The following is a 13596-nucleotide window of genomic DNA, read 5'->3' as shown; positions in this document are numbered from 1 at the left end:
TGAGGTTGTTAACTGTCTTTTCACTGGGTTGCCTGCTGATGCCGGGAGCTGTTGTGGCCGCTTCAGGGCCAACGCCGGGTGATCAAGATCTGATTCGTGATCGTCAGGAACGTTTACTTGAAGAGCAACAGCGTCGGCTTGAGGAGCTCAAAGAGTTACCCGGCAAGCAGGTCGCCTCCAAAGCTCCTCCCGCGGCCGTCGACAGCCGTTGCTTTGTAATTAATGACATCACACTCAAAGGTGCTGACAGCATTTCGCACGGTGAGCGCGAACGTTTGCTTAAGCCTTATCTTGCTCAATGTTTGGGGGTGTCTCAGCTCAACGAATTGCTCAAGGCCATCACCAGCTATTACATAGACAAAGGCTTGGTAACCAGTCGTGCTTATTTGCCGCAACAGGACTTGTCCAAAGGTCATCTGCAAGTGCTCGTGGTCGAGGGTAAGCTCGAAAGCTTCAAGGGGGCCGATAACAGCAGACTGTCGAATCGCGAATTGGCCATGGCTTTTCCCGGTCATGAGGGGCGCCTGCTCAATTTGCAAGAAATCGAACAAGCGATTGATCAGCTCAACCGCTTGCCGTCCAACCAGGCACACATGGAGCTAGCTCCTGGCAGTGAAGTGGGCGCCAGTATGGTGTTGGTTAAAAACGATCACCAAAAACCTTGGCGCGCCAATTTGTCGCGAAATAACGAGGGTCAGAAGAGTACCGGCGAGCAACAGTGGAGTACAGGTTTTGAATGGGACAGCCCGTTAGGTTTAGCGGATCAAATGGTGCTGCGTGGTGGCCATGATGCGATCAGTGATCATCAGAAAACCTCGAAAAACGCCATGCTTCACTACAACCTGCCATGGGGTTGGTGGAACTTCAGCTACACCCATAGCCAAAGCGACTACCGCTCGGTGGCCCACGGCAAGGGGTTTGACTTCAAACAAACTGGCGACAGTGCAAACCACCAGTTACGCGTCGAGCGGGTGGTTCATCGTGACGCCCTGAGCAAAACGTCCCTCAATGCCGGGTTAGCGCATGTGCGCTCCAACAACTACATCGAAGACTCGCGTTTACAGAACAGCAGCAATCGCCTGAGTGAGTTTCAAGTAGGCGTTAACTATGGCCGGCGAATTGGCAGTGCTTTTACCAACCTTGATGTCGGGATGCAAAACGGCATCGGTGCCTTCCACGCCCAAGGTAACCACAACGTGCGCAGTGGTGTTCCGGATGCTCGCTACCGTAAATACACCGCTACGGTCAGCTACTTTCAACCTTTCCAGCTGTGGGGTGAGTCATTTCGCTTCATGAGTTTGGCCGCCGGTCAGCGCAGTGAAAACGTGCTTTTCAGTCCCCAGCGCATGAGTTTGGGGGGGATGGCGTCGGTGCGTGGTTACAAGGATCAGCAGCTTTCTGGTGACAGCGGAGGTTACTGGCGCAATGACCTTCGTTGGTCGCGTGCTGTAACGCTGGACTGGCTTCGCCCAGTTTTCGCGGAGTACGGCATCAGTCTGGGTTATGACCAAGGTGTGATCCGTAACCAGCGCTACAACCGCGAAGCACATGGCCGGTTGTCCAGCAACTCGCTGGAGCTATTTGCCCGAGGCCGTAACGTCAGTGCCAACGTGACATTTGCTCACTCTTTGGAGCGGCCCGATGCGATCAGTGAGCGCGAAGCTCCGATCTACATGCGCATGGACTTTTTTTTCTAATTAACTGCATTGCTGCATCGAGACCCCAACATGGATGTTCACCATTTAGCCTTTTTGGCTCGTCAGCCTTCTGCTGTCTTGCAGTCCCGTGAGTCATTTTTGGGAATGCCCAAGCGTGGCCTGGCATTTTTATTGGCGAACGCTATTTTCTGGCAGCCGTTGTTGGTACAAGCCGACGGAATTGTGGTCAGTAGGCCGGGTACCAGCCTGGGTGCAGCAGGTAATGGCGTGCCCATCGTCAACATTGCAGCGCCCAACAACAGCGGCCTGTCACATAACCAGTTCAAGGACTTCAACGTTGGTGCCGCGGGGGTCATTCTTAACAACGCCACCGGCCGAACTCAGCCAACCCAATTAGGCGGCATCATTCTTGGCAACCCCAACTTGAAGGGTAATGCGGCCAATATCATCCTGAACGAAGTTAATGGTGCTAGCCCAAGCCAATTGCGCGGCTACACCGAAGTTGCCGGACAAGCAGCTAAAGTTATTGTGGCCAACCCTCATGGCATCACTTGTAACGGTTGTGGCTTTATCAACACCCCGAATGTCACCCTGACGACCGGTAAACCCATGCTTGGTAACGGTCATCTGGTTCGTTACCAAGTCGATGGCGGTGCTGTGACCATCGACGGCCAAGGTTTGAACGCCAGCAATATTGATCGTTTCGAAATCATCACCCGCTCGGCCAAAATCAACGCGCAAATCAACGCCCGTCACTTGGCGGTAATAGCTGGTCGTAACGATGTCAATGCGAAAACCCTTAACGCCAAGGTTCGCACTGAAGACAGCAGTGCCAAGCCTAAATTGGCTATCGACTCTTCTGCCTTGGGCGGTATGTATGCGGGCGCGATCAAGTTAGTCGGCACTGAAAAGGGTGTCGGCGTAAAACTGGATGGCAACTTGGCCGCCAGTGGGGGGGATATTCAGCTTGATGCTAATGGGCATTTGAGCATGGCCCAAGCGTCAGCCAGCAGTGCCATCAACGTCAAAGCTGAGAGCTTTGATGCCCAAGGAGCGGTCTATGCCGGCACCCGACTTGAGGTGCAAACCGTTACTGGGCTGAGCAATCAAAAAAGCCTTGCCGCACGGGACAGCCTTGCCCTTAGCAGCGGTGGTCAGTTGACCAATAACGGGATCATCGAAGCTGGGGTCAGCGCAGACAACACCCGCACTAAAACGGGTGATATCAGCCTTTCATCGGCCACGCTAAAAAATACCAATAGCGTAGTTGCCAGCCGTGGTTTGACTGTGACGACTGCGCAAACACTGGACAACCAAGCGGGCACGTTGAGTGGCCTGAAAATACAGGTTACTGCCGACCAATTCGATAACCGACGTGGCCGCGTCCTCAGCACTGACACACTCATGATTAACGCCGCCCGGCTAGACAACCGGGCCAATGGCTTGCTGCATAGCAATAACAACGCCGATATCTCGGTGCTAACGGCTCTGGATAACCAGAGTGGGCGCGTGATGAGCCTCAAAGATTTGAGGCTCAATGCGGGTCATCTAAGCAACCAGTCGGGCGAAGTATCGGCTACGCAAACCCGTGTGACCGCCTCAACTCTGGATAATCGCTCTGGCAAATTGTTTGGCAGCAACCTCGTCGTGACTGCCAGCGATGCACTGATCAATCACCGTGGGCTAGTGATCGCCGAAGGCGCGTTGACCCTGAGCGCAGCCAGTGTCGACAACAGCCAAGAAGGTGTCATCAGCAGCAAGGCAGATACCTATGCTGAATTGGGTCATTTGGACAACCGTAGTAGCGGCAAGTTGAGCAGTGATGGCCTTTTAGTTATCAAGGCCAATCAAATCGAAAGCGGCGCAGGTCACATCAGTGCCAAGGGGGGGATACACGCAACGGTTGGCGTATTTAATCAACAAGGCGGTGAACTGGTCAGTGAGGGGGCGTTGACGCTAAAAAGCGTCACGCTGGATAACCGCAATGCAGGGCTGATCACAGCTGATAAGGGTGTAGACCTGCATAGCCAAACCGTTCTCAACCAGCAAGGTGAAATTTCAAGCCAAGCCAAGGTGCTGCTTACTGCCGATCGACTGAACAACCAAGAAGGCAAGGTCATCAGTGGCGATAGTCTCCAACTGCGAGTCGCTAGTGCGCTGGACAACAGCCTCAAAGGGGTGTTGTCAGCACAACGTGTATTGCAAATTGAGGCGGCCAGACTAGACAACCAGATGGGTGGCTCGCTCGCCAGTCATGGCGCCTTGGCGATCACTGCTGGCGATGTCGATAACCGAGGCGGGGTGATCGGTAGTCAACAGGTGCTGAACCTGATCACCGCTAACCTTGAAAACAGCGCCGGTCTGATCAGCAGCCAAGATGATCTGACTTTGTTGGGCCAGCGTGTGGACTCAAGCTTTGGTGGAGAAGTTTCGGCCAAGGGCGACATGAGGCTCACGGTACAACAACTGATCCAACGCCAAGGCCGTCTGATCGGTGAGCGTGCAGTGGCCATTGACCTGCAAGGCGGAAACCTAGACAACCGCGCCGGTCTGATCAGCGCCAAGGGGCCGCTGACCTTTGCTCGGTTGGCAGCCTTGAACAATCGTGAGCAAGGGGAAATATCCAGCCAGAGAGCCTTTACTATTGCGGCCAAGCACATTGATAACAGTGGCCGCGGCATCATTCTCAGTACCGACCAATTGCGCTTGGAAGCTGAGCATGTGCTCAACGTCGACAAAGGGTTGATCTCCGGCTGGAACGGTCTGACTGTCATTGGAGACAATCTGGACAATAGCCGCAAAGGCACTTTGACCAGTCATAACGATCTGGTGATCAAGATATTGGCCGGTGATGTAAACAATCAGCAGGACGGCCTGATTTTCAGCCAGACAGGTCGACTCAACTTAGCTGCTCGTACCCTCAGCAACCAGTCAGGCACACTGCAAAGTCAGGAAGACTCCCGATTACGTCTCAGCGGCGCCCTTAACAACCAAGGCGGCAGGGTTGATAGCCTAAATGGCAATCTGGATCTCGACACGGCCAGCGTAGCCAATAACACGGGCGGCGTGATCCATAGCAACAAGGGTTGGATCAAGTTCGTCACCGGCTTGTTTGACAACAGCGGTGGCACCACCCAAGCGCAATCATTGAGCATCCACGCCAAGGGTGGGTTGCTTAATCAACTGGGGCACCTGTCTGCTCTTGGGGGTGAAAACAGCATCGTCACTAGCACCTTGAAAAATCAGGGTGGTGGTATCTATGCCGACAACCGGCTCAACCTAGCAGCGGAACACTTCGACAACCAAGGGCAAGCAGAAGGTAGCGGTGGCAACGTCGGCGCAAGGCATATCGACATCGGTTTGACCGGCACGTTAAGTAACCGCTTTGGCTTGATTGAAAGTGACGAAACGTTTCGCCTCGCTGCGCGCGATATCCACAACGTCAGCGGTAACCTTCGGGCGAAGGGCCGTAGTGGTACGACGGATATTAACGCTTCGGGTCTTTTTGATAACCGCTCCGGCACGTTGGAAAGCGCTAACGAGCAACTCAATCTGCGAGCTGCTTGGCTGGATAACAACGACGGTCAGATCGTTCACACGGGCAGCGGCAAATTTGACCTCACGTCAGACCAAGTTACTCGTGCAGGCGGTAGCTTTGTCACCAATGGTCAACTGGACATCAACGCTGCGAACTGGATCAACAGCAGCGTGATTCAGGCGGGGCGCCTGAATCTGAATATAGGTCAGCTCACCCAGACCCCCAGCGGTCAGTTGTTGGGTTTGCAACGTTTGAGTGGCAAAGGTGTTACGTGGATAAACGAAGGCCTTCTGGCCAGTGATGGCAGCCTTGATCTGACGCTCACCAGTGGCTACCGCGGTAACGGTCGTATCAGCAGTCTGGGTGACATGACCCTCACCAGTGTCAACTTGAACTTGGGTGATGGTGCTCGGATCGCTGGCGGGGGAATTAGCCAGATTAAAAGCAAGACCCTGAATAACCGTGGGCGCCTGACTGCCGTAGGCGACCTGTCGATCAATACCACGACCTTGAATAACTACGGCACCTTGGGTGGTGCCGCAAAGGTGCGGTTGAAAGCCACTCACCTGCTCAACGACAAAGGCCTGTTGTTCAGCGGTAACAACATGACTCTGCGGGTCAATAACTTCAGCAACCGCTTTGGTGATGTCTATAGCCTCGGTGGTCTAGACATTGCACGCAACGACATGAAAAGGCGCAGTGGGCTGATCGAAAACGTCTCCGGCACTTTGGAAAGTACCGGCAACATGCGTTTGCTGGGCGATAGGCTGAGTAATCGGCGTGATCAATTCAGTGCTGAAAAGAAGTTAGTGTCGGGCAATCTCAACATTTACTCGAATGACAGCTGCAAGGGCAAAGGCTGCGAGCTCTACTTCAAGTCGGTTGAAAAATATGAGGATGCGATCACTGGCAGCTCGGCGTCGGCGTTTATCAACGCCGGTGGTGATTTGACGGTTGGCAGTAAGACTTTCGATAACCTCTATAGCTCGGTTTCCGCTTCAAAAAAAATCTTGATCAACACGGGTGTGCTGAACAACACGGGAGCTGCAGGTGGCGAAGAACGTCATCTTAACTCAGGTTTTTATACGCGTAATCGCGGTGACTACAGCACCTTTATCAATCGCCGAGACCAATTCAACCTTCACAACACACCAGGTTCGACAGACTACCGTCCGGGCGAGTTGAGCATGGCTCAGGTAATGGCTGGTCTAAAAGGCTTTTATGAGACCAGTGCTTACGTAGTACCGACTACCGGGAGTGTTATTGCCCCCGCTGTGATTCAGGCAGCAGGTACTGTAAAGGTCAACGCCACTCAGGAAATCAACAACAGCGTTATCCGCCCGAACACTACATCCATCAACGCCTCAGCCTCTAACCGCAACACCAGCGCGGCCGTATTCGCCTCTACCGTCAAACCGGTGATTACTGCGCAACTGCCTCCGGATCTCGCACAACGCCAAGTGAACCCTGTGGCTTTAGCAGGCTTCAGCTTGCCTGCCGGGCAAAATGGTTTGTTCCGTTGGAGTGCTCAGCAACCCACTGCTGACACTGGTAGTCATCGCTCTAAATTAAGTGTTGCGGGGCTCGAAATTTCGTCTCAAAGGCGTGTAAAAGCGTTGGACTACAGTGGCGTAAAAGAGCGCGGTTTCAGTCTCGAAAGCCAGCCGGTTAGCGGATCAATCAGCGGGTTTGGGCCCTTGGCATTGAACACCAATGCTCAACAGGTCAAGCGCGTGCAAGGACTGCTTGAGATTGCTCACCTGGATAACCGGCACAAGTACCTGATCGAAACCAACCCGGTGCTCACAAACCTTAAACAGTTTATGAGTTCGGACTACCTGCTCGACAAACTCAGGATTACCCCTGATAACACCCACCTCCGTTTGGGTGATGGTCTTTACGAACAAAGGTTGATTCGTCAAGCAGTGGTCGCCCGCACGGGACAGCGTTATATCGACGGTATTGCCAGCGACGATGCGTTGTACCGCTACTTAATGGACAACGCCATTTCCTACAAAGATTCGCTGAATCTTCAAATCGGCGTTTCTTTGACCGCTGAGCAAGTGGCTGCGCTGACACACGATATTGTCTGGATGGAAGAGGCTCAAGTTAACGGCCAAAGAGTCCTGACTCCTGTGCTTTACCTGGCTCAAGCGGATAACCGTCTCGCGCCAAACGGTGCACTGATTCAAGGTCAGGACGTCGGCCTGATTTCCGGTGCTGACTTGCATAACAGTGGCACCTTGCGAGCCACCAATCACCTTAACCTGCTCGCCAACAACATCGACAACAGTGGCCTGATGCAAGCAGGCAACCGTCTGGAAATGCGCGCCACGAACTCAATCTCCAATAGTCGTGGTGGCGTTGTCGCTGGGCGGGACATTAATGCAACCGCGCTAAGTGGCGACATCATCAACGAACGTACCGTCACCACTTTCAAGCGTGAAGGGGATGGGTATCAACTGCGTAACGATGTGGTGAGCGACGCATCCCGATTTGAAGCCATCAACACTCTCAAACTCAGCGCTGGTCGCAATGCGATGAGCATCGGTAGCACCCTCAAAGCCGGTGGCAATGCCTCCATTGTCGCGGGGCGCGACGTGATGATTGCCAGTCAGACTGAAGAAGACAGCTACGACTACCAGCGGCGCCGAGTCAAAGGCACCGGTCAAACCATCCTGCAACACACCTCTGCCGTGGACGTAGGCGGCGATCTGAGCATTAAGGCTCGGCGTGACATTGCCTTTATCGGCAGTAACGTCAGTGCAGTGAACGATCTGCATGTGGCGGCCGGAGAAAGCCTCACCCTTGCTGCTGCCGCCAATGAGCAGCATGACTACTCCAAGGGCAAAAAGGGTCAAACCAAAACCACCACCCAATCGGATCAGATAATTCAACAAGGTGCTGCGCTGAACGCTGGCGGTGACTTGATCGCCATTGCTGGCACGAACATGACCTTGCTTGCCAGCAAGATCAGTGCAGGTAACGAAGCCTACATCCATGCTGTAACCGAGTTAAGCCTACTGGCCGCGAAAGACAGCAACTACTCGTTGTACGACATGAAAGAAAAGGGCAGTTGGGGGAGCAAGAAAACCCAACGCGACGAAATCACTGACATAAAAAACGTGGTTAGCGAAATCAAGACGGATGGTGATTTAACCCTGAGCAGCGGGGGAGATCAACGTTACCAAGCGGCCCAACTGAGCAGCGGGAATGATATCGCGCTCATCAGCGGTGGTGCGATCACGTTCAAAGCGGTTAAAGACCTGCATCAGGAGAGTCACGAGAAGAGTGACGACAACGCGTTTTGGGTTTCATCTAAAGGCAAAGGCAACACTGACGAAACTCTGCGCCAAGCCAAAATTATTGCCGAAGGCAATATTGCGATCAAAGCTGTTGATGGTCTGAAGATCGACATCAAGCACATCGACCAACAAAACGTTAGCCAGTCTATCGATGCGATGGTCAAGGCCAACCCGCAACTGGCCTGGCTCAAAGAAGCTGAAAAGCGTGGCGATGTAGATTGGCGTCAGGTCAAGGAAATCCACGAGGGCTTCAAATACAACAACTCTGGGCTTGGGCCAGCTTCGCAGATCATTATTGCGATTGTGATGGCGGCTTTTGTAGGGCCGGCAGCAATGAGTGCAATGACTGTCGCGGGCGCTAGCGCTGGAGTTGCTGCCGGGGCGGGCGCTGTTGCGGCGGGAGCGGCAACAAATGCTGCCGTTAGCGCGGTAAATAATCGCGGCAACCTTGGCGCAGTGATCAAAGATGTAACGTCATCGGATGCCATGAAGGGCTACGTGATATCAGGTGTTACAGCAGGAGTCACGGCGGGTTACTTTGATGACTTAACTGGAACTCAAACTAATACGGGAACCAGCAAGGTCAATGTGTCGCTCAACACCTGGAAAGGTGCTGGCCACTTTGCAGCAAATCAGACGCTGCAAAGTGGTACTTCTTTGGCCTTGAGTAAGGCGTTAGGTCAGGGTGGGAATGTTAGTGATGCGTTGAAAAATGCCTTGTTCAACACCTTGGCGGCAGCGAGTTTCAATGCGGTAGGCGATTATACCCAAGGTGTTTTTAATGACGGATCAGTACAGAAGTTAGCGATCCAGGCCATGGTAGGTGGCTTACTGGCCGAAGCTACGGGCGGCGACTTTAAAATCGGCGCTTTGGCAGCCGGTGCTAACGAAGCACTTGCGGGGCACCTATATAGTTTGGTCAAGGGTGACGAAGCTCTGCTGACCATGAGTTCACAGGTTTTGGGTGTATTGGCTGCGGCCGCTCAAAATGATGTTAGCGCCAGCAAGCTTGAGAACGGGAAATGGATTGCGCAGAGCCTAACGCAATACAACTTTTTGGAACACCTGCCGCCAGGTTTGGTTGAGTATGGGCAAGCGGCAACGACCCTCGCAGAAGACATGCAAAAAAAGGGGGCGACTAATGGCGAAATAGCCCAAGGGCAATTAGCACTGGCCCAAGGACAAGGGTTTGATGGTGTGCAGCCTGCTACTGAGTTCGTTACGGCCTGGGGCATGTTTATGGCCGGCGAGCTCACAGGGGCGGGCCTGGCAGCAGTATTAGGTCGGCTCGTATCGGGGGGGGCAAAAGCGACAGGCGAAGCTGCTACTCAGATCCCAGGCCGAGTACAGTCTCGTGTAAACATTGCCAATGGTCGTACGGAAACGACCCCTTTTCGTGATAACGGCAATCCCGTATCTGCGGGTTTCGACCACGTTCTAGAAGGGCATTTCAATAGAGAAATCTCCAACTCGCGCTCGGTGTTTACTATTGCTCCGGATGAGCTGAAGGGGATCCTGCAAAGCAGTTCTGTTGTGAAGTCTCCGGTTATTGCGCTGCCAGATGGCCAATTTTTAAGAACGGTTGATGTAGGTCGGGCTATTGGCACTACTACATTGAAGGATGGTGGCGTTCCTACTTCTGTGATAAAGGTGTTCACCGATAAAGCAGGGAATTTGATTACAACCTTCCCGGTTAAGGTGGGCAACTGATGCGTACTCTCCCCATAAAAATATGGCATGAATTCCAGTTGGCAGTGGCGACTCTGAGTGATGAAGCACCTTTGAGGCAAGTTCTTGAAGTCATACTATTTTGGATAAGGAGTAACTATAAGCATCTTGCCGGTGAGCCGTTTTCGGTCTATGGGTTCGATAGCTTTGCAAAGGTAGATGAGAGGGAGATTCCAGTTGAGTACTCTTCCTTTAAGGTGAGTGATTTAATTAATTTCAAGAGTGTTATTCTGAAACGTCAGGCTAGAGATGTAGAGGCGATTGCGAGATTTTTACGCGATACGGTTGAGGAACTGGCGACTGTTGAAATTGATGAGCAATGTCCCAAGTGTAAATCTGAAGGGATGCGCGTTTTTATAGGTAAACATAATGGATTGTTGGCTTTTCAGTGCAATGTTTGTGGGTACTCCCATTATTCAGATGGATCTAGGGTTGAGAGTGGTGGTTTAGAATTTGCGAGTGAGATGCAGTTGCGAGAGTTTGGCCTGATTTAATGATGCAAAAGTAACTGGGGCTGTTGTAGATGACACAATCAAGGCATTACCAGTCCCAAGACAAATAGATGCGTCGTGGAGCGCGAGCACTTATAACAAAGGCGGTTTGATGACAGATGTTGAGCATGTATTCTATCGCCATAGACCTGACTCAGGATTTGCGAATGTTAGTAAGTTCTCGCAAGGAACATCTGTTAAAGATGTCTCTAGCTATGTTGATAACGCACTGAGATATGGGAAGGTAACTCCTAATGGCCCAGGTGGGCACGTTATTGAGTACAGCGCAGGTAAGGTGATTGGAACAAACGTCTCAGGCGCTCCAACATCGACAATCAAATAAAGGCATCTCACGTAATGACATCCCAAATGTGGTAATGAACGCTCTTGAACGTGGACAGGTTATCGGGACTAATGGTTCGGCTAATGTTTATCGCATCACGTACAATGGTGTTGAACACAATATTGCAGTTGGGGTTGGTTCAAACGGTTTCGTGGTTCGAGCTAATCCGGTCAGTTCTTGGAAGTCATTGCCATGATCAGGTTAAGGCTAACGAATGAGTATTTGGCTGGGCCAATATTTTGCCCAGATCTGGATAGAATGGGGCACGTTGATATCGAAGATTTGCCCCTCTCTCAAGAGCTGATGGCGAAAATCAGTAAGTGGGACAGTGAGTATCAAGCTACGTTCAATAGCGACTACCCTCCCGATTCTGGTTTTACCACCCCTGAGGCAGAGCTTCGGCATAAAGCCGAAGGGGTGCAACTGGCGAGATCGATACAACAAGAACTAGAGGGCAGTTATATGGTTGAGTATTGCCCATAGTCGATAATTAGTTGGTGCAAAAGGCGTTCCCGCTATTGCTGAGTCAGGAGCGAGCAGCGCGGCTAATGCTGCTTAAAATGCAGATGGTTGCTGAGCAGGCCGCCGGAGCCAGGGCACTTACACAAATCACTAGCTATTCAAATCACGCATTAGAACAATTTGCAGGAAGGGATGGCGGCATTGGTGTAAGTCAGTCTGCACTCAGTGGTGCTTGGTCTAGCCTTCTAAAAATTGAATATGTCCCCTCAAAGTACGGTCCAACATTTAGGTGAACGGGGACGGATGCAGTCATAGTGGTCATGCTGAAGGTAAAGTCGTCACTGGTTGGGGAAAATCCGCTTCGGGGACCGGAAAATGAGTAGTTTCTTAACAAGTGCCCAATGGCAGCTTTTATTTTCGTTGCGCTTTATGGCGGGAGCGTTCCAACTAGCACTGGCTGAGAAATTGCTTAATGGTTCACTATCATCAAGTGAGGTAGATGAACTTTGTGAGTTGATTTCTAACGAGTTTTTGATGAATGGTATAGAGGAAAGCTTCGAACCGAATAGTTATGGCCTTGAGCTTGAATTGCTTCTGGATTCGGTCAACAGAGGTCGTGCTCAGGTGCGTTAGAACTCGTGCTTTTTCGGCTCTTTGAATTGGTGCAAAGGGGGGAAGTGTCCGGCCTTCTTCCAAAACCTGGGGTGCACACGAGAAATAGAGGTCAGGCCACCAGAGCCAATTTCTGTTTGGGAGTGATGCCTCCGAGAGCCATATTCGGGCGATCGTGATTGTATGTCCAGATCCAGTTTGTCCCGTAGTCCTTCAGCTATCGATTCAAATGGCTTTGTACACCATCGGACAGGGAAACGCCTGAAATGTCCGTGATAGCTAGGCTATCGGCAGGATTCTCGGACGGGACAGGATTATTTCAGACATTAAAAAGCCGGCTTGTGGCCGGCTTCTCGTGGGTGGGTTTGGTTTATTTTTGGTAAACCGTACTCACCTGCAATGTGGACATCCAGCGCGAGGCGACTGGCTGTAGGACGTGGCAGCGCATGGCTGCGTTGTCGTGCATGCGAACCCGGTAAACATCAAGGTGCGTGCGAAAGTGGGCCAGAGCATACGGGGATTTTCTGGCAGTTTCCAGCCTCGGGCTGATGTCTCGTCACTCCTCTGGTTTTCCGGGGAGGGTGGGGCGGCGGGTGTTGAGGGTGGACCACCAGAACACCCAGCCTAATATGCGAACGCCCTGTTCTTGGATTTGCTGTGCACTGAGTATTTGGTCCGGGTATTCGGTGTGGTTATGGCTGCGCACGCGCAGGCCGTCATTGGGGAGGCGGTAAAGGTATCGGATGCGCAGCATGCCATCGTGTTCGAGGGCGTAGATTTCGCCGTCTATGATGTGGGTCAGGCTGCGGTCGATGGCGACTGTGGAGCCGTTCTGGATTCTATGCGCCATGCTGTTACCGATCATGGGGGCGCAGATGGCGTGTTCGGAGCTGACGTCCATTGCCAACAAAATCTCGTAAGTGAGCCGTACTTGGCTGGCAGGTATTTCGGCCACGTGGGTTTTGCCTGAGCCGTCAGGGTTTAGCACTTCGCTGTAGAACGCAATGTCCAGCGTGGTGATGTCGCTGCTCAGGCAGGCTGTTGGCGGTGGTGGATGGTTGACTGTTTTGGAGTGAGTCATCGCATGGAGGACATCGGCTCCCGGGTGTTTAGGGCCTTCGCCGGAGCGCAGCCAGCGGCTGTTGACGCACAGCAACTCTGCGATTTCATCCAGCCGAGCCATGGGGATGCCACGCTTGAACCAGTTGTTGACGTGCTGCGGTGTTACGCGGCGGTTGGCTGCGAAGTCCGAAGCAGATAAATGGCACTCCCGCAGGAGGTTTCTTAGACGATCACCGGATGTATTCATGAACACGGAGTTTACGGAGAAGCTGCGAGCGCTTAAATAAACCAAGCGTTCAAAAATGCGATGTAGATAGAGATTGGTCGCACGTAAAAATTGAAAATTCATACTCCCGTGCAACAACAATGCGATGGCGATGAACGGCACGTTTTTGAT

5 protein-coding genes are annotated in these 13596 nt (G+C 52.4%); 4 read left to right on the top strand and 1 reads right to left on the bottom strand.

Translation table 11 applies throughout. From position 1 onward, the window contains the following. Window positions 1–38 precede the first annotated feature (38 nt). The 4 genes from ACZRJQ_RS04935 to ACZRJQ_RS04920 all read left to right on the top strand — a co-directional run bounded on the left by ACZRJQ_RS04935 (window position 39) and on the right by ACZRJQ_RS04920 (window position 12158). Window positions 39–1697, top strand: a complete 1659-nt coding sequence (locus ACZRJQ_RS04935) for a ShlB/FhaC/HecB family hemolysin secretion/activation protein (RefSeq protein ID WP_463977285.1) — start codon at window positions 39–41, stop codon at window positions 1695–1697. Between the two features lie 30 nt (window positions 1698–1727). After that, complete coding sequence (locus ACZRJQ_RS04930; RefSeq protein WP_463977284.1) at window positions 1728–10211, top strand: two-partner secretion domain-containing protein; 8484 nt, start codon at window positions 1728–1730, stop codon at window positions 10209–10211. Then, entirely contained in the window at window positions 10211–10723 is a 513-nt protein-coding gene (locus tag ACZRJQ_RS04925) for a hypothetical protein (RefSeq protein ID WP_463977283.1), read from the top strand. Before ACZRJQ_RS04930 ends, ACZRJQ_RS04925 begins: the two co-directional genes overlap by 1 nt. Before the next feature lie 1177 nt (window positions 10724–11900). After that, the gene (locus ACZRJQ_RS04920; RefSeq protein WP_463977282.1) at window positions 11901–12158 is read left to right on the top strand and encodes a hypothetical protein; all 258 of its coding nucleotides are present in this window, start codon (window positions 11901–11903) and stop codon (window positions 12156–12158) included. A 535-nt stretch (window positions 12159–12693) separates the two neighbouring features. On the opposite strand, the gene ACZRJQ_RS04915 is transcribed toward ACZRJQ_RS04920, so the two are convergent. After that, on the bottom strand, window positions 12694–13446 hold the full coding sequence (locus ACZRJQ_RS04915) for a LexA family transcriptional regulator (protein WP_463977358.1): 753 nt from the start codon (window positions 13444–13446) through the stop codon (window positions 12694–12696). Window positions 13447–13596 lie beyond the last annotated feature (150 nt).

The organism is Pseudomonas sp. E315, assembly GCF_055406205.1.
The sequence above is the reverse complement of the archived record's forward strand: the minus strand, read 5'-3'. Positions and strand labels throughout refer to the sequence as shown.